Source organism: Exiguobacterium sp. 8A (assembly GCF_902506275.1).
Taxonomy (GTDB): domain Bacteria; phylum Bacillota; class Bacilli; order Exiguobacteriales; family Exiguobacteriaceae; genus Exiguobacterium; species Exiguobacterium profundum.
Window position 1 is genome coordinate 1,470,409 of the sequence record NZ_LR733630.1, and the last position, 21,556, is coordinate 1,491,964.

Sequence of the window (21,556 nt, forward strand, 5' to 3'; positions counted from 1 at the left end):
CTCATATCCTCCAAATCATCGAGTCTTTCGAGCTCGATTCTTTATTTGCGAATGCGTCGTGCAACCGCCTGTGCCTTCAAAATCGCTTTTCCGGCTTTCGATTGCACAAGACGACGATACTTCTGATTCAACACATCATATTTACGTTTCAAGTCACTGAGCGCTTGCTCTTTCTTCTCGAACGTCTTCACGGTCCATTCAAACGTGTACAGAAGATCTCCATACTTTTGAACGAGTCGTCGATGCTTTTGACGTAATAGACGTTCATCATGTTTCAAATGACGAATCTCTTCTTCCTGCAGTTTGATTCGTTGTTTCAACAATCCGATTTCTTTTTCAAATTCGTTGCTCATGCTCTCACCTCACAAGTATGCGTCAAAGTAAAGACGCTTCAATTCTTCTGTTTGTCCTGATTCATATAAGTCGACGAATTGTTTTACAATCGGCGTCTCTAATTCCATCGGACGATACTGTTCGATGATTTCATAAAGCATACCGGCATTGTCGACAAACTCTTCCGGTTTGCTTCGGCGTAAGAAGACCAAATACCACATCGAGAAGAAGCGTTCGAATCGTGTGGAACGGTATTGATCGAGTACACCTTCCCGGGCGAATGCTTTTGCCCGTGCCGTCTCCCGAATGACACACTTCGTAAAGTACTTCTTCGTGATCGTGTTGACTGTCGAACCGGCGACGGCCGCGTAATAATCATGAATCGTCAAGTCGAGAAGAGCGACGCGTCCTGCGCTGAGGAACATCTCTTGGAAGAAGAGCGAGTCTTGCCCGACCGCACCGATGACCTGTTTCAAATCGTGCTTCTGGATGAAGTCTTTTTTGATGACCATCGTCTGGATACTCTGTACTTTGAAGTTGTGCTCGAGCAAGTACGCTCTCGGGTCTTCGATGACGCGAACACCATCTTTTTCAAGGCCGTCTAGCTCAATCATGGCCTCACGGTTCGCAAGCTTCAACATACTTCCGACTGCGAGGTCAAGCGCGTCATTCTCTTTCATGATACGGAATAGTTCCGCATAGCCGTCGTTGACCGCTTCATTGTCCGGGTCAAGGAAAGCGATGTACGGTGTCGTTGCCAATTCGACGCCTTTGTTTCGCGGACGCGACGCACTGCCGCTGCCTCCGTCGTTGAATGAGTACGTGTAGACGTTCGGATACTTCCGCACGAGGCGTTCGATATAGCCGATCGTCTCTTGGTCCGTCGAACCGTCGTCGACGAGCCAAATCTCCATGTCTTCAAACATCGAGCTACGGCGAAGACTAGAGAAACATTTGTTGTAGAGATAACGACCGTTGTTATAAATCGGGACGATCATTGAAAGCGCATAGTCGCCCGGTTCGTTCGGGACGAGTACGTCATCTGCCGCGAGCAGTTCGAAATGATCGATGGCATAGCCTTGTCCCTCGATACGCTGGTCGTCCCGAAGCGTCTCAAGCGACAGGTGGCTTGCCGCAAACATCGTTAACGCGACGTCATCGTATCCCTCTACGAATTCATGTACAACGTCCTGCCCTTTCGTCACGAAAGCGACGTCCGTGTATTTGAAGGCGTTGACCATATCCTCTACATAATAGTCGAGGTAGTGATAACGGTCGTCAAATACCGTCACGAAGTCGGCTGTGCGTAAATCGACTTCTTGTAAATCCGCTTCTGCGACAAAACGTTTATGCGGATACGATTGGCGCTCGAACTGCTCACGCGTCGCCGTCACGTCACCGCGACCGATGACGAGGACGTCACGACGGACTTCGTGGTGAATGCCGAGAACGAATAATATTTCGTTGAAACGATCATAAATTGTATGGTTCGAGAAGATTGTACGGACACCAGATAGCTGATGCTCGAGACGCTCTTCGTCTGTATCGAACATTTCTAAAATCCCTTGTGCATCCAATGCGCTCGTCGCGATGAATACGTTCGGGAAATCGTTGTTGACGGCCACGTTGTAGTTCGTCAAGACGAGTTGCCCCCGTGCCTGTGCCTCATAGATGGCTTGCGCACTCATCGTCGGACTGTTTTTCACTTCATTGACGTGAAGAATCCAGTTCGAGGTTTCTTTCAACGCCTCGATCTCCTCTTGGTCCCCATGGACGAGGACATCTTGAAGTGATTTCGGTGCGAACGACACCTTCGATTCATCCGCTTCGCGAATTACATAAAGAGACTTATTCGCATCACGAACACCTTGTGCGAGTGTCTCCAAGTCTTTTGCGAAACGTTGTACCGGGAAACGGTTCGTGACGACGACCGAATCCGACTGAACATGCGTCATTCCGATTGGATTGAAGCGAAGTGGGTCGATTCCCGGACGGATGACAAAAACGCGCTCATGTCCGGCTTCTTCGATATAATCCGTCACACGCTCCTCGTTTCCCGTAAAGATATAGTCACACTGAGCGGCGAGTGAGGAGAAACGATCGTAGTGATTCGTATCGAGAGTAGTTTCAAACACGACACGAACATCAATTTGTTTGGCTTTGCGAATCAAATTCTCCAACCAGTGACGTGAGTGTGAACGCGGCGAACCCATGTGGTGGAATGCGGTCGTCTCATCTTCCACTAGCGCGGCCGAGATGAGAAGGAAATCAATCTTTTCGATTTCAGCCAGCTCTAAGAAGCCCGTCACATTCTCAAATAAATGGACATGACAAAGCCGCTCTAACTCTTTCGCTCGTTTGACCGGACCGACGAATGCCACTTGTACGTCCGCCTTCTCATAAAAATTGCTCCCATTCGATGCGATACGAGTCACATCTTGTTTCGGGAGTCGCGCTCGAGCTGATTCGAGTTCCGTTTTTAAGTTAGCTTGCTGTTCTTCAAACAATTTATCGTCAAGACGCGGGCGTTGTGCCTGTCTCGACAATGAAGGAAGGTCCTCAAGGGTGATCAAGTCATCTCCGTTCAATGCTTCTCTCCGGTCGACCCGTTCTTTTTCTTCTTTCAACCACGCAATGTGCGCTTGCACATCCCGCAGCGTCGCTTTTACATCCATACGTCCGCTCCACCTTTTTTAAGTAATCAGTATTTCTTCATCTTATCGTATCTTAACAGAGTTATATGTCGGTCGCAATTTGATGACAAATGTATACACCCGAGTTTCCTATATAAAAGACGGACCCATTCCTGGATCCGTCCGAAAGTAATCAATGATTGTCTTATTCAGCTGCGTTGACGTCGACGATACGTCCTTCAACAGCAGGTGTGACTTCTTCGCCGAGGCTGATCAAGTGATCGCGGAAGTTTTCCCAGTCGATGAGACCGAGGTCATTGACGCGACCGTCTTTGAATGCCGTTTCAAACTCAACATAGTTGTCTCCACCTTGGGCTGTGAAGAAGTTCGTTGCGACTTTGTAGCTCGTCGCGTCTTCGACATCGACGAACTCTGTCCCGTTGTTATACTGCAAGCTAACGATGCGCTCGCCAGCCGGTTTCGAGCTGTCGAACAACACTTTGAATCCAGATACGTGGAGGAATCCACCGTTCTCGATTGGGTAAATGCCAACGCTACGCTCGAAGGCCGCTTTCAATTCGCTACCTTTCAAGTCCATGATGGCAAGCGTGTTTCCGAATGGAAGTGTCGTCAACACTTCACCTGTCGTGACAGGACCTGCATCGATTGATGCACGGATTCCACCACCGTTTTGAACGGCACCGATGACAGCAGCATCATATTCTTTTGCTTTCGTGAGCATACCGTCTGTAATCAAGTTACCGAGGGCTGTTTCATTTTTACGGACACTCGGTGCTGTTTCGTCACCTTTGTCACGTGGGTTATCGAGTGGAGCTGTGAGCGAGACACCGATTGGGTCTTGGCTGATTGTATCCACGACATCTTTGAATGGTGCGAGCAACTCGACCGCGTATGGATCTGGTTGAAGTGCTTTCACGTCAATCAAGCTGCCTGCATGTTTGATGACTTTTCCATCCTTGTCGAACTCGACATCAACCGTTCCGAGGAAATTGCTGTATTGGTCCGCTTGAACGATGACCGTTGGCTCTGTTTTTCCTTCTGTGATGAGGACCGGAGCGCTCAAACGAGTATGCGTGTGGCCACCGACGATGATGTCGATCCCATCTACGTTTTCAGCAAGCAACAAGTCGTTGTCGAACGCCGGGTTGTCGTTATACCCAAGGTGTGAGACAGCTACGATTTGATCGACGCCCATCTCTTTGAACGCGTCGACTGCTTTTTGTGCTTCTGCGATGTAGTTTTGGAATTCAATTGGGCCTGGGCTAGCGATGGATGCCGTCTCTTCTGTTGTCAAACCGAAGAATCCGACCTTCTCGCCATCCACTACTTTGATGACTCCTTCATAAAGACGACCGTTGTACGCTTTTTGCGAAACTTCGTCACGGTAGAGGCTCTTCATGTATTGGTCATTTGCATAGTTGACGTTCGAGCTGACGAACGGGAAGTTTGCATAGCGGACGAAATCAGCAAGTTCTTTGTGTCCTTGCTCCGTACCGAGATCGAATTCGTGGTTACCCGGCACCATCAAATCGTATTTCATGTAGTTCATGAGTTTGAGGTCAGCTTGACCTTTGAACTCGTTGAAGTAAAGCGATCCTGAGAAGACGTCCCCTGCGTCGATCAAGAGGCTGTCTGGCTTCTCTGCACGGATTTGCTTGATGGCTGTCGCACGTTTCGGTGCGAGATCGAGCGCGGCGTGCGTGTCGTTCGTGTGCATGATCGAGAGCTTGTATCCTTCTACTGTATAAGGAACTTCAAGTGTGATTGTTTTACCACGGTTTGTATATGTAGCCGTCGCGACGAATTCGCCGACTTCACTCGTGTCGATTTTGCTCCAACGTACTGCTTTTTCATACGTCCCACTTGCGAATTTCACTTGTTGCTTCACGATGCCAAGTGCCGGTTTCCCTTGTTTGAACACGAGTGGCTCGCTCGGTGGTAAAATCGCAATCGGGTGATCGAGGACGCGGACGCGTTTCTCAATGTACTTCCCTTTGCCTTTGACGATTCCCTTAGCTGTTTGGAATGTACCTAATTTCTCCAAATTGACGCTCGATTTATACCAATGGATCGGCGCGCCCTCATATGTAGCATCGAGTGCAGCATCCAAGTCCCCTGCGTACACATACGCTGATTTCGCTTTGACGACTGGTGCTTTCGACGCAGCTTCCGTGACAACAGCCGGTGCGAGCGATGCAGTCGATACGGCCGCTACAGCGAGTGCTGTGTACAACTTACGAGATGATTTCTTTGTCATGTCCAATTCCCCTTTCAGATTTGCGAAGAGGACACACAAGAGAAAGCGCTTACATCATTCGACTTTTTACTTACCACGATTACCCCAAAGTCGTCCGTTTTTCCCTTATATGTACAAATCGCTCTAGTTCTAACGTAACGGAAACGCGTCCAATAAACAATCACAAATTGAAGATTTTTAAGGTTTTTACAATTTCCACAAAAAACGATTCCCTCATTATGTAAAGGACGACATCACTTCGTGAGAGCGTCGTGACGTTTTGCCCTTTACACGTCACGACTTTCCTCACACGGCACATGAATGACATGCTTCCCCCCGTTTTCAATCCAATACGAGACGATGTACACCCCATCCCGCTCTTCGACCTTCGTATCGACGACACGCTTCCCGGTCCGGTCTAGTCGAATCAGAGTCAAAAAGCGAACTTCGCTACCATGTTCAATCGAAACGACTTGCTGGCGGGGAGTCCACTCCAAATCACGCATGGATACATGGCTCGGTTCAAGTGCCATATAAGCCTCTTCGCTTTTTAAAAGCTGAATGAATTGAATGGCTCGATTCGAGGCATCTTTAAATCGAACGTTGTGTTCTTCTGGTGTACCCGATACCAGGTCCAAACCGGGTGCCAGATGGAAGCGCTGGACAAAGAGGTCCGCTTCCGGCGCAACAATCCGATCAAACACGACAAGCGTTCGCGCCTTATCGTACACGACATGCCGAGTATGAATGGCCCCTTTTCCAATCAGACGGCTCACTCCGGTCGCCGTCATCTGTTTCCGCGCCTCTTTCACCTCTAGGATTCCGCTCTCTCCGATTCGCTCGATCGACAAGTCGAGCTCTTCTCCGAGTCGATGTACCGTATTGTGCGCCGCGACACGTAGTGCTTGCGCACGCTCAGGTCCGTCCACATAGCCATACCGACCGGTTTCGACGATGAAATCCCGCCCCAATCCATATAGTTCGAGACTCAAGTCGTCGGCATGTTTATGTGCACCCCCATGGTATCCCGCTGTCATCAGAATATAGGTGGCGTCACGAAACGGACGCTTTGCATGGTGCCAATATTCACGCATGACCGCATATTGAGAGCCTAGATTCGCCAGCAGTTCTTCTGGGCATTGTCCTTGTGTCCCTCCGCTCATGGCAAAGGCTAGTTCGGGAAACGTTTCAATCCGAGGAATTAAACGGCTTCCGCGAAGCTGTCCTCCCGTATCCCCCACGATCGGCAAGGTTTGGTTCGGTTTAATGAAATGCAAGAGGCGCTTTGGCATCCGGTCGATGCGTCCAATCCCTTCCGGCAACGTGAATCCATTTAAATCGGCCCAGTCTCTAAATCGACTTAGCGTATGGTACACGTAAACGTGATAGCCGGGCGAGTGCTCCAAATGGGTCCCGTCCTCCGAAAGGCAAATGTCGAGTTGCTTATTCAACCGCGCACGCGCAATCCTTCTCCAATCCGCACTGCGATCAAACTCCGGAAAACAGGAAGCAATCGCAAACAGTGCCATATCTTGAAAGAGCCCATGGTTATGGAGCGGACGATAAAAGGTAGGGGTCGCCAGTAATGTCGCATGTTCATATAACAGATGTAACAAGCGGCACGTCACACGGGCATCATGATGGATCGGTGCCTGGCGATACGCTTCAAAGAAACGGAGTATATGGAATACTCGAATCGCCGTACCGTGCGCATGGTATGCTACACGCCCCCGCGGACCGCCATGCAGCGGATGATGGCTCTGCCAGCTATCGATGATTTGGTGTGCATAGTGCAAGTATCTTTCCTCTTGCGTCACCTCATAGGCATGTGTCAGTTGATTGACCGTCGTCAAATAGTGGAGTTGGAAAAGGAACGAGTTGTTGTTCACAGGTGGTAACATTTTGTTCCAATCGAACGTCCGAACATCACGGACGGCCAATGTATGCGGAAGCGATGGGATATACCATCTTCCGTTCAACGTCTCTTCCGCAAAATGAACCGCCTGTTCATCACGGATTTGTTCATAATGATACGAAGCGAATGTGCGCTTTTGTTTCATATAGTCACGGACGAGCAGTCGCTCCATCTTGTCCGTCAGTTTGATTTTCGAGAGGGGTTCGGTCATAAGGAGCATCACGTCCGTCGCGCGGACGAGTGCTTCCCTTCCTTCTCTATGGACAATATAATATCGACCGTATGGACGGATGAGCCGCACCGTCTCGGTCGTCTCGAGCCGACTGTCTGGCACCATCCGTCTTCCCTTCCATTGATAGCACATCGTCCCTGCCGAGATGACGACGTCCCAACCATCGCTCGCTTTCCCCGAGAGCGAACCCCGAAGTTGAGCCACGATCTGTTTTGCATGTGAATGTTCCATTCGTTCCCTCACTTGTCAGTTGTTCTACTTGAAAATTCTACCTTAGCAAATGGTGGGATTCAACAACTACTCCCATCGTCCACGTAAAAAAGCCTGGCAGTCGCCAGGCTTCAATCATTTTGGAACGTCGAGAGTATGGGTCTCGCCGTTGGAAAGTGTATAGGTGAGTTCATACTGATTAGCTTGTTCCTTGACCGTCGTGTCGACAATCGAGGTGTTCGTCCGGTCGATCCGCATGAGTGTGATGTAACGAACGTCCGTACCGTATTCAATGGAGACGACTTGGTCGCGAAGCGTCCACTCCGCATCACGGACCGAGAGATGACTTGGTTGAACGGACATATATGACTCTTCGTCCGTCTCGAGCTGCATCAGTTGAATCGATCGACGGCGGCTGTCTCGGAACGTCACGTTCTGTGCCTCGGTCGTCCCTTTATATAGCTTCAGACCCTCTCCGAGGTGGAAGCGCTGGACGAACATGTCCGGCTTCGGTGAGGTGATGCGGTCGTAGACGACGAGCGTTTTCGCCTTGTCATAGACGAGGGTGCGGCGATGCGTAGCCCCTTTCCCAATCAACGCGCTCTCTCCGATGGCGAGGCTTGTCTCTCCACGGTCTTCGGTCTTCACGATACGGCTCCGACCGATCATGCCTTTGCTTAAATCCAAGTTTTCCCCGTATCGGTGGATGGTGTTATGGGCCTCGACTTTAAAGACTTCCTTCCGTTCAGGTCGTGACGAATAACCAAAGCGACCCGTCTCGATGATGAAGTCACGCGCCAGTCCATAGAAGTCGATGCTCAAGTCATCGGCATGCTTGTGGGCACTGCTATGATAACCTGCCGTCATCATCACTTGTGTCGCACCCGAAAACGCCTCAGGTGGACGCGACCAATATTCGCGCATGAAGCTGTATTGGTCCCCGATTTGCTTCGTCAACAGGGTCGGTGCCACGCCCTCTGCTCCTCCGCTCACTGCGAAACTGAGCTCCGGATATTCGTTCGTCTTTGGAATGATGTTCATCCCTTGAAGGTGCCCGGTCGTGTCACCGAAGATCGGGAGCGTCCGATTCGGCTTCAACATGTAGGTGAGCTGATCCGGCATCTTCTCGATATAGCCCGAGCGTGAAGGCAGAACGAACTGGTTAGCCTCGGCCCATTCGATAAAGCGCGACAACGTATGATACACATACACGTGATATCGAGGTGAGTGTTCAAGGTGGACCCCTTCCGGCGAGATGCTGTGGGCGATCTGCGCCTGGAGCCGCGTGCTGGCGGTCGATTGCCACGCCTTACTCCGGTCAAACTCAGGGAACGTCTGGGCGATGGCGGTGAGCGCAATGTCTTGGAAGATGCCGTGGTTATGTTTCGGTTTGTAGAAGTCGGACGAGGCCAAGATCTCCCCATGCTCATACAATGTTTTCAACATGAGCTCGGTGAAGGCAGGGTCCCGATAGAGTGACGTCTCTTTATACACATCCCAGAAATTCAACAAATGGAACACACGAATCGCCGTTCCTTGGTCATTGTATCCCCACTTGAGTCGTTTGTAGTTATAGGCCGGGTGTGCCTTCGTCCAACTTTTGATTAGTCGTTCGCCATATTTCAGATAGGCGAGGTCCCCCGTGTCATTGTACGCTTGCGTCAACTGATTGAGGACCGTCAAGTAGTGGAGCTGGAACGGGAACGAGTTGCTGTCCACGGCCGGGACGTCCTTATGCCAGTTGAACGTGTCGATGTTTGGGACCGACAGATTGTTCGGTTTCGTTGGGATATACCAATTGCCGGCGAGCGCCCGATCGGCGAACTGTTTCGCCTGTTCTGTCGATAGCCGGTCATACTCATACGGGATATGGGACTCGGTCTGCCCCATGTATGTATGGACGAGCGGACGGTTCGTTTTCGATTGGATGCGTGCTTTCGTCAACGAACGGGCCGGAACGACCTCCGCCTGGCTTTTCTTGATATAGATCCGTTTGCCGCCGGACATGGCAAGGTAATACCAACCGGACGGGCGCACGATGCGGTATTCTTTCGTCGTGTTCGTCTTCTGTAGCGGGACCAACTTCTTCCCCTTCATTTGGTGTAGCGTGGTCGACGGAGCGACGCGCACGTTGAAGTCCGAATTGGCCGAAGCCGTCGTCATCGGTGCGAACAGGAGCATCCCGCTCAACATCCCGATGGATAATCGTCTATACAAAGGTTTCATGATTTTCCTCACATTTCCGGTTTGATTTCACCCTGTAAATTATATCCATTAAATGAATACTAAACAACTAAAACTTGGATATCATTTACCTCTTGATCAAATCATCACCTGACATCCTCCTATAATGGTTGTTATAGAGAATCGATGCTTCCGATGGATAAGGGATACAGGTTGTGCCATACAGCATTTCCGTGCTGTGTCTGATTTGAGCTGACGAAACTTCAACGTTCGTGAGGTGCGAAATCTGCATAACAACCATTATGCTGTATCCACCTAGGAAACTTGAGACGCGCGCGGGAAAGCAGCCCTCCATGCCAGATGCTAACGAACAGATCAAAGAGTGGGAGCCGATGATCTTTTACGTCATCCGACAGCTCCATCTCCATCCGAACGAAGTCGACGATGCCGCCCAAACGGCACGAATCGCCCTATGGCGTGCCCTTCAAGACGGCAAGACGTTAGGGAAAACGTACTGTTTCATCCGTATCCGCGGGGCCATCCTGAACGAACGGGCCAAACAGGCGAAGACGCTCCAACACGAGGTCGCGAGCGAACGACTCCCAGAACAAGTCGACCAGCGCGAAGTACCCCTCTCGCTTTGGCTAGACGACAAGCGATCCACTTTACCAAATCGCCATTTCACCTTACTCTGCCATATGCTTCACGGGACCGAGGCATCGCTCGGGTACTCGCCGAGTCGACTACGCGCCTATAAGGCCGAACTGCAACGGATGCTCCGTGAGGACAACGAGTAAGAGGAGACAGGAAGATGACCTTACACATGAAAGATGCCGTCGCTCAGCACATCCACTATTTACGCATGACCGGAAAATCGGACAACACGGTCAGCCAGGCGACCTACAAATTTGCCCGATTCGAAGCCATCATGGGAGAAGGCAGAACGCTCGACGAATTAAAAACGAGGCAGGACGTCATGCCGTATATCGACACGCTCCGTTCCAAAGGATGTCAACCGGTGACCATCAACAACTACTTGAGCGCTCTTCGTGGCTTATACGATTGGGCCATCGCCGAGCATCTCGTCACCCATAACCCCTTTCATCAGTTACGGGTGAAAGTGACCGAGCGCCATTCAGCGGAGATCCCCTCCCCTAAGCAATTGTCCGCCGTCATCGATGCCATCGACGTCCCGTTGTATCGTACGTTTTTAACCGTTCAGCTCCATACGGGCATGCGGATCAACGAGGTCCGGCTGTTAAAACTCGATGCGATCGATTTGCAGGAGCGGTTACTCTATGTCCGAGAATCAAAGACGGGAAAGCCCCGGAGAATCCCGTTGAATGACAAGATTCACTCCGTCCTCTCCACCTATCTCGATGAGGAGAGACGTCCCGTCGACTCGCCCTATGTGTTCCCGTCTGCACGAGGCGCCTTGATTTGTAAGACGACCATCAATCGTCACCTGACGACGGCTGCCACAGAGGTGCTCGGTTATCCTGTCACGTCTCATACGCTCCGCCATGCATTTACGACGCACCTTTATGACAAAGGGGTCATGGAGACGACGTTATCTGAATTACTTGGCCACTCCGAGCCGAAGACGACACGTCGGTACATCCGCGTCCGCGAGAATCATCTTCGCGATGCGGTGGAACGGTTGACGTTGGATTAAAGACCATACGAAGAAGACCGACCTGTGAATTAGATCGGTCTTCTTTGTATGGGAAATCGGTTTCTGCTTGAACGGGACCAGACCACCTCTGATCGACGCGGAATCGTTCTTATCTGTTTACGATATACACTTTCAGTAAGTACACGATGATTCCGATCAATGCCGCGATAGCCAAATACACAATCGGCACCAATAATCCTGGCGCGGTCAGAGAGATCCCGTAAATGACGAGTGCCGTCACAAAAAATAGTAACAAAAACAAACTAACGTGCTTCATTCACATCTTCCCCTTTGGCATATGACATACAAGTCATTCGATTCACCTCACTTTATCATATTTTTCCAAATGAGGACTCGACATGCATCCGTCGTAATCCTTCATTAATTGTCGGGACAAAATCAAATTGAACCTACCTCCATTTAAAATAAAGATGATATAGAAAATTAAGGGAATAAACGCACCTCATGGTATACTTTGAAAAAGAAGTAAATCCAAATTTATTGAGGTGTATGCATGAAACGAATATTACTCGTCCTCGTCTTAGTAGGGGCTTGGGGCATGACCCCGACAGACTCCGTCCAAGCTGCGACGAACCCTTTCGATATCCGTTCCATCCCGAATGCGACCGTCTATGAAATGAAGAACGGTCGATTGACGAAAGTGGCAGCGTATTCGACAACGAAACGCTATACAGCCGTCAGTACGTCCGGCTGGTACTACATCGCACTAAGTAATACGAAAAAGATCTACATAAAGAAAAGTCAGGCCAAGCTCTTACTCGGTGACCCACTCACCGCTTCGAATTTGAAGTCGAGTGGAACGGCACGACTCGCGCATGAGTATATGAAACAGATGCCGCTTCACGCACCATATGAATATGAAAAATTGACACCTGCGCGCGCCGTCGACTACGCCAACCGTGCGATTCGTGGGGATTGGTCGATCCCGTCCAAACCATATCAATTGTCCGTCCCGAACGTCGATACGTTTAACTGGCACCGGGACATCCCGAGCTCGTCGAGCAATTCCTATCCGTTCCAAATTCATTATTTGACGGTGCTCAATCAATTGACCCAGGCGTATAACGAGACCGGCAATACTGCTTATTTGAAGTACGGGGGACGGGTCGTTAAAAGTTGGACGAAAGCCCATCCGATTGCGAACTACAAACAGTACCGTTGGCCGTATAACGACCACGGCACGTCGATTCGGACGTTCCATCTCTTGAATTTTTGGGATGCCTATAAATCTTCTTCGCTCTATAAAGATACGGCGTTCACGGGTCTGATGTTGCGGACGCTCCACGACCATGGCACGTTACTCGCAACGTCTAGCTTCTATAAAAATGATCACAATCATGGAATATTCCAAGACATGGCGCTCACCGCCATCGCGCAGACGTTCCCACAGTTCGACCGGAGCAGAACGTGGAAGACGCTCGCAGATAGCCGCCTCGATAAACAGATCCGCCACAGCATCACGTCGGACGCCGTCCACCTCGAGCATTCACCCGGCTATCAGTCCTATATGTATCACGTGCTCGACCGCTTCCTCATCTGGGCAGAAGCGAACCGTTTCTCACTCCCTTCGAGCATGACACGGGTCGAACAGATGCCGAAGCAACTGACGTATATGATCAAACCGAACGGGACACTCCCGATCTTTGGAGACACGTCCGGTGTCAGACGGAACACCTCGATCATTCCGCATATCGAGGATTTCCCCGAGCTCGTCTTCGCCCTCACCCAAGGGAAGGAAGGGACACGCCCACCGGTCACGGCGAAACGGATCAGCAACCAATACAGCTTCATGCGCGAATACTGGGCATCTCCACCTCGCGCGTTCAATCAGGCGACCCAGGTGATGATGACAGCCGGTTATCACAGCAGTGCCCACAAGCATGCCGATGACTTGAGCATCGACCTGTACGGCCTCGGCCGCGACTTCATCATCGAGACGGGTCGCTACGGCTATACGAATCGCCCCGAACGTCAGCGCGTCTTCGGTGTCGATGCCCATAATACCGTCCACCGTGACGGGGCGAATCTCGACCTCCGCTCCACGATGCGTGGGAAGAGCAACATCAAGACCGTACAAAATCTTGGTGCGACCCTTCTTACGATTGGGGAGAGCCAGCTCATCGGGAACGGGGCGACGCATCGACGGACGCTCGTCTACGACAGAGAACAGACACTCATCGTCTACGACCGGATCAGTTCACCCGCAACCACAAAGTTCGTGCAGCGGTTCCATCTCGCCGAAGGTCTGAAACTCCTTCAGAGTTCGATGGCGACTCAGAACGTCGTCTACGGTGATACGAACGGACGAACGATCCAGCTCATGCAGCTGAACCTTAAAAATTCATCGATGCGCAACAGCACGAGCTTCGTCGCCGTCGAGGATTACGAATGGAAGCCGCGTCCACAAGTCATCTCATATAATACCGGGAAAGACGTGCGCTACCTCACGCTCATCCGACTCGACCAGTCGAAGACGACGATTCGGTCGGCTAGTGTGAAAGTGTCCGGTTCGAGCTACATCGTGACTTATACGCTCTCGAATAAAGAGACGAGACAAATTCGCGTGCCAATTTAACGAGAACTATATTTTACAGTTTCAACACAAGTGTCTGAATCAAATAGACATACCGTCAACAGCGTGATAGATTGTTTGACGAAAAGAAAAATAGGAATGTATAGAGGAGATTACATCAGTTGCAGAAGCTCAGTTTTTTAGATGCCCTTCGCGGTTATGCCATCCTCGGGGTCGTGTTGACGCACTCGACACGGTCCCTTCAACAATTGCCTGATTGGTTATACCATATCGGGATACAAGGGTCGCGCGGCGTCCAACTCTTTTTTATCGTCAGCGCCTTCACGTTGTTCTATTCATTGGAGCGCTATACGGTATCGCGCCAGATTCCGCTTCAGGACTTCTACACGAAGCGCTTCTTCCGGATCGCACCGATGTTTTACGCCGCACTGCTCTTCTACTTGAGTTTTGATCTAATCAATCAATTCATCGGGGTTTCGACGGCTTATCCAGACGTGACACTTTCCCTCTTGGTCTCGACGTTGACGTTCACGAACGTCCTGCATCCCGAGTGGTTATTCAGTCTCGTGCCGGGCGGTTGGTCGATCTCGAACGAATTTTTATTTTATGCATGTGTGCCGTTCCTGTTCAAATGGATCAAGACAGCGCGTCAAGGGATTGTGTGGACAACGTCGACGCTCGTACTCAGCATCGTCCTGCACCTCCTGACCGAACAGCGTCAGCCATTCATGGACGTGAAGAGTTTCGCCTTTTATTGGTTCCCGAACCAGTTGCCAATCTTCTTGATGGGGGTCACATTGTATCTCGTGTGGCGCGACCAATCATGGTCCGTGCGAACGCACTATGCGATGACGTTCGGCTCAATTGCGTTACTGATCATACTCGGGATTACTCCGTATGATGTCTATAGCGCATTTCCGAAACATGCGCTGTTCGGTCTCGCCTTTTGTCTGTTAGCTCTCGGCTTATCCGGCATTCGGGGACGTATCCTCAATCATCCGGTGATGCAGTACATCGGGTATATCAGCTTCAGCCTGTACCTCGTCCACTTTTTCGTCCTCGATTGGGTCAATCATCTCTTCAACGAGACGTGGACCCAGCAATATAGCGTGACGACGGTATGGATGTTGACGTTCCTCGTGACGCTCGTCGTCTCTGGCGTGATTGCATCCGTCACGTATCAGGTTATCGAGCGACCAGGGATTCAGCTTGGACGTTCAATCATAAAGAAACGCCTTTCTCAGAAACAGAAGAACCAAGTCGCATGACAAAAGGAGCTCCAAAAAGAGCTCCTTTTGTAATGTATGTTTTAAAATGATTCCTGTAATTCCACAGTAAAGACACCTTCATCATTTTGTATGACAAACATTCACATCATTCTTCAAGCAACTGACTTTTAACTCCAATGGTAAGTAGTGAGGTGCCAAGCGCAACAATGGATAGAAAGTCAGTGTTCACCTGACTAAAACGTTCTTCTATCAAAGATGAATCCACGATGAGGAGCATAAACAAAAGTATCCCAACAAGAGACCAAAAAATAGTGATGAAACGACTGATCCATTTTTTATGGGATAAGTAGGTCGCCAGTAAATCTCCAATCACAATCATGATGGACAATATGGAGACAATAAAAATAATTTTAGAATCAATTACACCGTTGTCAGAGTTCACGTTGTTTGATGGTAGACTCCACCACCCCATTAAGAAGGTACCAAATGACACAATTAAAACAATCATCCCAACAATTGTTATGATATTTAATTTTCTATAAAAAACAAACAACTCCAACACTAAATAGATTACTAGAAACAACATACTGTAAGAAACGATAATTCCAAGTTTTATAGGAAACGCTGAAATCCAAAATAAGAAACCCCCGATTACCGCCAGAGCAATGAATCTATTTAATTCACTTTGAAAAAACTTAATCTTAATCTACCTCTTTCTGAATTTTCGATACACCGAAAGAGGACACCCCAATCTCGTACTGTGAAATGTCCCACATTCAATTCGATATCGAGTTTTTTTATATCACCTGTAATACAATTTGAGCTGCACCCAACACACCCAACCCAATCAAAATCCATCGATTCTGCTTGAATCGGGCTTCATTCTGCTTGGCAAGTGCCTCATTCTCTTCTCTCAGCTGGATGATCGCAGCTTCAGCAGTTGCGTTCACGTCATCGAGCAACTGTTTCCGCATCGCCGCTTCACTAGCTCCCCGTGCGGTCATCTCTTCTGCGATTGCCTCCTCCCAAGTAAGGCGTGACGCATTACTATCGGCAACGGCTTGGAGGAACTCTTGTTTCGTCGTTTCACGTAACTCATTCTGTCGCTGTTCTAATCGATGCATTGTTGCGTCCAGTTCACTGGCTCGCTGGGATAGTTCTTCCTGTCCAGTTTGAAAATGAAGTTGTTGCGCCTCGTTCGCCTCATGGAAAGTCTTCGCCTGTTTGGCAAAATCGTCTTTCATTTCATTTAGTGCGAGAAGCCAGCTATCATATACCTGTTCTAGCTTTTCGAAACGTACATCGACATATTCCATTGTCGCCTTTTGCTGTACTTGTAAATCATGCATCCGCCTCTCAGCATTGCTCATATGCTTTGCAACTAGCTGTTCGGTTAAGGAAACCGAAGATGCCGACGCACTTTTCAACTGCTCGATCTCTGTCGTGAAATGACCATAGAAGTCACGAAAATACGACCGCACCTGCTCGTCTAGCTGCTCGACCTGTTCAACCGAATTTGTACTATCTGAATGAACGACCTGCTTCAAATTTTGGATAGTCGAAGAAAGATAGAGTTGATCCTCTTCAAGTTTTGCTTTTAAATCATCTACTTCTTGTTGGATCATCAGGATGGTTTGTTTTAACTTCGTATCGAGATCGTTTAAGAATACCTCTTGATTCAATTGTCGCAGGGACGACAATGCTTGCTCATAAAGCGCGTCTTCCACTGTCGTGGCTTGTTTCGTTTCCATTCGGACACCCCAGTGCTTGTATAATTTCCTCGGCATCTTGTCCGAGCGTGTATAAATAAAGTCCAGCGCTGTAACGTTCTTCGGTATTGTCGGACGTTGCTTGTCGCAATAACGCTTGCTGACGTTTCACGAAGTGCTCAATGAAGAAACTTCGGTATTGTTGTGCGTGATTTATGTCTTCTTGCCAACGTTCTTTCGTCTTCTTCAATCGTTCATGTAGTTGGATCACGCTGTGCTCGGCTTCATTTAGTTCAGCCTTAAGCAAATCCATCTCATGCGTGAAACGAATAACCAAGCGCACTTGATCATTCGAAAACGTTTCGGATATATCCTGCAATTGATCGTAGATATGTTTCACTTCGTGATACACTAACTCACTCAGTCGCGTTGACTCTTCGAGGAGGTGTTTTTTCATCGAATTCATCTGCGTCTCATAGTTCTTTTGGGACAAATAACGGTCTACTTTCGAGCTATCCCATGAAAAAAATTGAATCTCCCCCGGATGTGACACGTGCAATCGAGATGAGTCAACTTGATCGAGTTCGAAATAAATTGTATCTAGTAATCGATTCATGGTTTGTACGCCTTTAGTCAATGACTGATCTAGTACTGTGATTGCTCGAGAGAACGCAGTATTCAACGCCATTTTTGATTTGGCATACTTTGCATGTATTAACTCCGTTTCAATCATGGCTTCCTGGATTTCACGATGATGAATCCGTTCGAACGCTTTTTTGAAGACATCAATCTTTTCAGCCAACTGTATTTCTTGGCTTCCAAAATCCTCAATCCGCTTTTTTCCCTCTTCCTCTAACTTCTGCATTCGTTCCTTCAATCGAACGAGTTCCCGTTCTGCCACATCTAAATCTTCTGTGATATGGCGAATCTCTTCATCGCTCTGACGCACCACTTCCGCATAGTAACCTGTCAAAAAACTAAAGGACACATGCCGATAATCAGTCTGTTCAATTCGCTCTCGTAACTCATTCAAAATCGACTGGGCCATCTCACGCGTGTCCGGCTCAAGCCGATGCATGCTCGCCCCAATCTCGACCGGATACACTGTCCCGGGCGTTCGACCGAGAATGTCGCCAATTTCACGATGATAGTAGGCACGGAGGTCTGTCTCGTTTGAAATCGATTTGTCCCGCAATCGTCGTTTGACCGATTCCGGAGAGTACGCACGAGTCAAGACGACATAAAAATTATCCGGATAGTCATACCAATGCTGCAAGTGCGTCATACCGATGTCCCGAAGGAACGTCAGGTCACCTGCACCATTGACGATGAGACAGATATGCGATCGAGGAATCCAATGATTGACACAACGTTCGACGTGACGAAGTTCTCGTTCCTCCGCTGACTCAATCCCAGGCAGGTCAAGTAATTCGATGGCAACGTCTGCTTGTTCAAAGTAAGACTTCGGCAAGGCGATGCGCACAGGAGCGAGTGAATCAATTCGTCCCGCCTCGACATCGACTCGAAGTGTGGATAATCGATCTTCTAAGATGTCTGTCGACTGAATCACTTCGGGTTCTTGATTCGGCAAGGTAAGCACATAGTCTTCTGTGGCAGATACACTGTAACTCGTCACAGTTACCGTCGCAGATTGACCAATCTCCCGTTTTCCTCGTAAAAATGACGAGATCTCGTCAATCGCCTCTTCTTTCACCCTAAGTAAGTTCAAGATGAGTGTCGTTTTACCGACCTGTGTCGGTCCATATACCGATAGGACGACTTTCTCTTGGTCCGGCGTCACACCTTCAGCATCATATAGTTGAAATCGGCTCATAAAATCATGCTTGGCGTCAAATGCCCACTCATACCGATTCTTTTCAAATTCAATAAATAGCTCCCGCATTGCGGAACGCCTCTTCCCGGAGTTTGCCACACTCATTCTTCAAGCGATTCACGCGTACTTCAACTTCTTCATACAAACCAGAATTCACATCGTCCTGCCGACGGGCATAGTAGGCATGCACTAATTTGTCACGCATCTCATCCATAACGTTATTGACGAGCGCAATCGTCGACTCGCGTTGATAATCAGCTGTCGCCTTTAGCACTTGTGTCGCATAGTCATGACGCTCGAACTTGAATTTTTCAATCTTTTCCGAACCTCGCTTAATGGCAAGTAGACCGACCACGCCACTGACACCAGCTGCCGCAACGCCTGTTGCCACTCCGGCTGCCACACCTAACGCCTCAAGAGCCCCTACAATAGCTCCAAAACTGTTGAAGTTCCCATCGAGTGCATCGACACCGAAAAAGATAGCCGTTCCGGTCACCATGCGGTTGGCATCAAGCACGAGTCCTGAATACTCTTGATGAAATCCTTCCATGTTTCCGATTTTAGCTTTGAGTGTCTCATATTCTTCGATCCCACCAACAACAAGGTCCGCATCCCCCTCTTTCCCTTTCGTCAAGATCAGATGCTGTACAATCGCTCCAGCAATCACTGGGAGTTGTTGGGTATGTTGTCCCCCAAGTGAGACATCAAGAACAGTCGGATCTAAATAACGATCCACTTCCGTCAATGTCTCACTAAACGCTTCCTGCATCGTGTCCGTGGCTGCGATTTCGAGTTCAGGCTGGTTCGGCGCGAGTTCATTTGGTTTCGGCTCCATAAAGCTGAGAGCCGGTTTTGGCACCGCCTGCTCAATTTGCTTCTTCTGAGACACATGCGGCTTATGGAGGCTAAGACGTTTCCTTGTCATTGTCTCAATCGACTCCATCATCAAAATGTCCAATACACGTGGATTTTCAGTCGTATAGACATGTTGGATGGATTCAAGCAACTCATGCCGCTCATTGAACGTCATATCTTTTTTGAAAGAAGCTCGTGCTTTGTCCCATAACGTATGATTTTCTTGTCTAATAGTTTCCGTCACTTCATCGATACAGCGTTTTACATGTACCTCTAAACGTACTTTTAACGTTTCGTCTAACTCTTGAATATATTTATCACGAGCCGCATCAAATAAACGTTGCATCGTCCGCAACTCGCGCTGATCATTCTTTCGGTCCGATTGTGCGATGAGCACATGCTCAAGTTTCATGAGTTCACGTGTTAACGTCTCACCAATCATCATGAGTTTCTCGTGATGAAGTTGGAGTGAGTCTTGAGTGAATTGGCTGTTCGATTTGAGCAATCGTTCCATTTCTTGAGGGACGTTATCGATGTCCGTATCGGCTAAAATGATTTGTGACTCGTCTGCCATACTGAACTTTTGGAACAGGGTTTGTGAAATCATCGTTCTTTTCTCTTCTGTCAATTCGCTCGCATGCGTGAGGACGAAGCCAGGTGCCTTGTCTTTATATGTCGAAGCGACTTTCTGTAGTAGCATCTCTTGATCCATCTGAGCGAGTCGAGCATGGTTCAAGACAAGAATCATTCCCGTCGAGCATTTGAGGAAAAGATCGAGGAACTTTTGTGAATCCGAGCGAGTGCTCCGTTCGAACCCCGGTAATAAAGCGAGCGTCAAATGACCGAGCACACGATTGTTCGGTAAAATGATCTCGAACCAAAGCATATCGCCGCTTGGATTTTGAATACCGGTATTGAGTTCTTCTTTCGTGATGGGTTCATCCTGCAATTCAAAGCTCCCCGAAGCTGTCTTGACAGTGCGGATCACTCGATAAGCAATCGTTGTCGCAGTCGCGTCAGACGAAAGAAGGACAGGACGTTTTTCTCCGACTCCGACTTCTGATAACAAGAGGTCATCCGGTAAATCGAGCGTCCGCTTGACAACGAGCGTTTTGCCAGCACTCTGCAAACCAGCGACACTGACGATATGACGGTTAGAGAATAGGTTTAAGACGTTTAAATCCTTATACACGCCTTCAATCGTCGTCGTGTCGAGGTTTAGTCGATTCGCTTTCGCGATCAACTCGTGCAGTTCATGCAGCATCGTCTGCATCGTGAATTCTTGTTTAAAATCAATCAGGTGGTCCATCTTATCGTCTCCTTATATTGAATCTCGAATAGTGTCGCTCTATCCAAACACTGATTCGATTCCATGTATAACTTCAAAAAGCGCGTCCTCAAAACCACTGAGAGACCCGCTCATCATGTACGTGCTTCTTTGCTCGATGTAGAAATTATTTTCGTTCAGACTCTTTACGAATCGTTCCGATTTTCTTATCGCTCCGCGTGTCTCTTCCATCTGGATTCCGAATCGTTCCCGGAGGAAGACCGTGCTTCTTCTCAAAAGTACCTACCGTACAATCACTTCTTGTTTTACGCGCCATTCTCTCACTCCTCATCCTTCATTACTCGTTTCATTTTAATACATAATCTAACAATCAAAGATGATATTTTTTCTTTTTATGGAAATGTTTCAAGACAAATCTAACTTCTTAATTACCTTTTACTGAGATGGCTACAAGTATGATTTTTTTATGCTAATTGATAGATAATAAAACAGAATGATAAGTGACCATTTATTAGTCCATTTCTGTATACTTTTTATGACTCCCGACAACACCAAAAAGCCATGTGCATTCGTCCCAAAACAAATACACATAGCTCTTGCGACTATTTTATATTGATTTTTCGAAATACTCCCGATACTCCTCATCCC

General features: G+C 48.7%; 15 protein-coding genes. 4 read left to right on the plus strand and 11 right to left on the minus strand.

Features of this window, described 5'->3' with window-relative positions:
- Nucleotides 1–41: 41 nt before the first annotated feature.
- The 5 genes from GVY42_RS07595 to GVY42_RS07615 form a co-directional block, all read right to left on the minus strand.
- Nucleotides 42–353, minus strand: a complete 312-nt coding sequence (locus GVY42_RS07595) for a hypothetical protein (protein WP_074036034.1) — start codon at nt 351–353, stop codon at nt 42–44.
- 9 nt (nt 354–362) lie between these two features.
- Entirely contained in the window at nt 363–3,008 is a 2,646-nt protein-coding gene (locus GVY42_RS07600) for a glycosyltransferase (RefSeq protein ID WP_159562821.1), read from the minus strand.
- A 163-nt stretch (nt 3,009–3,171) separates the two neighbouring features.
- On the minus strand, nt 3,172–5,244 hold the full coding sequence (locus GVY42_RS07605; RefSeq protein ID WP_159562822.1) for a bifunctional UDP-sugar hydrolase/5'-nucleotidase: 2,073 nt from the start codon (nt 5,242–5,244) through the stop codon (nt 3,172–3,174).
- A gap of 266 nt (nt 5,245–5,510) precedes the next feature.
- A complete protein-coding gene (locus GVY42_RS07610) occupies nt 5,511–7,601 on the minus strand; it encodes an alginate lyase family protein (protein ID WP_159562823.1) in 2,091 nt (696 codons plus the stop codon).
- 114 nt (nt 7,602–7,715) lie between these two features.
- Nucleotides 7,716–9,806, minus strand: coding sequence for a heparinase II/III family protein (locus GVY42_RS07615; RefSeq protein ID WP_159562824.1), 2,091 nt, complete (start codon nt 9,804–9,806; stop codon nt 7,716–7,718).
- A gap of 311 nt (nt 9,807–10,117) precedes the next feature.
- Between GVY42_RS07615 and GVY42_RS07620 the strand changes: the two genes are divergently transcribed.
- Nucleotides 10,118–10,561 (plus strand): sigma factor, encoded by a 444-nt coding sequence (locus GVY42_RS07620; RefSeq protein WP_159562825.1) that lies wholly within the window; start codon nt 10,118–10,120, stop codon nt 10,559–10,561.
- A 14-nt stretch (nt 10,562–10,575) separates the two neighbouring features.
- Nucleotides 10,576–11,439 carry a tyrosine-type recombinase/integrase gene (locus GVY42_RS07625; RefSeq protein ID WP_159562826.1) on the plus strand — a complete coding sequence of 288 codons (864 nt, stop codon included), beginning with the start codon at nt 10,576–10,578 and terminating at the stop codon, nt 11,437–11,439.
- Between the two features lie 109 nt (nt 11,440–11,548).
- Here the strand turns inward: GVY42_RS07625 and GVY42_RS07630 are convergent, their stop codons facing one another.
- The gene (locus GVY42_RS07630; RefSeq protein ID WP_159562827.1) at nt 11,549–11,716 is read right to left on the minus strand and encodes a hypothetical protein; all 168 of its coding nucleotides are present in this window, start codon (nt 11,714–11,716) and stop codon (nt 11,549–11,551) included.
- A gap of 237 nt (nt 11,717–11,953) precedes the next feature.
- Between GVY42_RS07630 and GVY42_RS07635 the strand changes: the two genes are divergently transcribed.
- A complete protein-coding gene (locus GVY42_RS07635) occupies nt 11,954–14,035 on the plus strand; it encodes a heparinase II/III family protein (protein WP_159562828.1) in 2,082 nt (693 codons plus the stop codon).
- Nucleotides 14,036–14,154: 119 nt separating this feature from the next.
- The gene (locus GVY42_RS07640; RefSeq protein WP_074036024.1) at nt 14,155–15,261 is read left to right on the plus strand and encodes an acyltransferase; all 1,107 of its coding nucleotides are present in this window, start codon (nt 14,155–14,157) and stop codon (nt 15,259–15,261) included.
- 106 nt (nt 15,262–15,367) lie between these two features.
- Here the strand turns inward: GVY42_RS07640 and GVY42_RS07645 are convergent, their stop codons facing one another.
- The 5 genes from GVY42_RS07645 to GVY42_RS16470 all read right to left on the minus strand — a co-directional run bounded on the left by GVY42_RS07645 (nt 15,368) and on the right by GVY42_RS16470 (nt 21,224).
- Nucleotides 15,368–15,784 (minus strand): hypothetical protein, encoded by a 417-nt coding sequence (locus GVY42_RS07645; RefSeq protein ID WP_159565551.1) that lies wholly within the window; start codon nt 15,782–15,784, stop codon nt 15,368–15,370.
- Nucleotides 15,785–16,019: 235 nt separating this feature from the next.
- Complete coding sequence (locus GVY42_RS07650) at nt 16,020–16,973, minus strand: hypothetical protein (RefSeq protein ID WP_159562830.1); 954 nt, start codon at nt 16,971–16,973, stop codon at nt 16,020–16,022.
- Nucleotides 16,930–18,834, minus strand: coding sequence for a hypothetical protein (locus GVY42_RS07655; protein ID WP_159562831.1), 1,905 nt, complete (start codon nt 18,832–18,834; stop codon nt 16,930–16,932). Before GVY42_RS07655 ends, GVY42_RS07650 begins: the two co-directional genes overlap by 44 nt.
- Nucleotides 18,815–20,929, minus strand: a complete 2,115-nt coding sequence (locus GVY42_RS07660; protein ID WP_159562832.1) for a hypothetical protein — start codon at nt 20,927–20,929, stop codon at nt 18,815–18,817. Before GVY42_RS07660 ends, GVY42_RS07655 begins: the two co-directional genes overlap by 20 nt.
- 145 nt (nt 20,930–21,074) lie before the next feature.
- Nucleotides 21,075–21,224, minus strand: a complete 150-nt coding sequence (locus GVY42_RS16470; RefSeq protein ID WP_167365507.1) for a hypothetical protein — start codon at nt 21,222–21,224, stop codon at nt 21,075–21,077.
- Between the last annotated feature and the right edge of the window lie 332 nt (nt 21,225–21,556).

Excerpts from the sequence above, each read along its gene's own strand:
- GVY42_RS07595 (WP_074036034.1), bottom strand. The coding sequence starts at position 353 with ATGAGCAACGAATTTGAAAAAGAAATCGGATTGTTGAAACAACGAATC.
- GVY42_RS07600 (WP_159562821.1), bottom strand. The coding sequence starts at position 3,008 with ATGGATGTAAAAGCGACGCTGCGGGATGTGCAAGCGCACATTGCGTGG.
- GVY42_RS07605 (WP_159562822.1), bottom strand. The coding sequence starts at position 5,244 with ATGACAAAGAAATCATCTCGTAAGTTGTACACAGCACTCGCTGTAGCG.
- GVY42_RS07610 (WP_159562823.1), bottom strand. The coding sequence starts at position 7,601 with ATGGAACATTCACATGCAAAACAGATCGTGGCTCAACTTCGGGGTTCG.
- GVY42_RS07615 (WP_159562824.1), bottom strand. The coding sequence starts at position 9,806 with ATGAAACCTTTGTATAGACGATTATCCATCGGGATGTTGAGCGGGATG.
- GVY42_RS07620 (WP_159562825.1), top strand. The coding sequence starts at position 10,118 with ATGCCAGATGCTAACGAACAGATCAAAGAGTGGGAGCCGATGATCTTT.
- GVY42_RS07625 (WP_159562826.1), top strand. The coding sequence starts at position 10,576 with ATGACCTTACACATGAAAGATGCCGTCGCTCAGCACATCCACTATTTA.
- GVY42_RS07630 (WP_159562827.1), bottom strand. The coding sequence starts at position 11,716 with ATGAAGCACGTTAGTTTGTTTTTGTTACTATTTTTTGTGACGGCACTC.
- GVY42_RS07635 (WP_159562828.1), top strand. The coding sequence starts at position 11,954 with ATGAAACGAATATTACTCGTCCTCGTCTTAGTAGGGGCTTGGGGCATG.
- GVY42_RS07650 (WP_159562830.1), bottom strand. The coding sequence starts at position 16,973 with ATGGAAACGAAACAAGCCACGACAGTGGAAGACGCGCTTTATGAGCAA.
- GVY42_RS07655 (WP_159562831.1), bottom strand. The coding sequence starts at position 18,834 with ATGCGGGAGCTATTTATTGAATTTGAAAAGAATCGGTATGAGTGGGCA.
- GVY42_RS07660 (WP_159562832.1), bottom strand. The coding sequence starts at position 20,929 with ATGGACCACCTGATTGATTTTAAACAAGAATTCACGATGCAGACGATG.
- GVY42_RS16470 (WP_167365507.1), bottom strand. The coding sequence starts at position 21,224 with ATGGCGCGTAAAACAAGAAGTGATTGTACGGTAGGTACTTTTGAGAAG.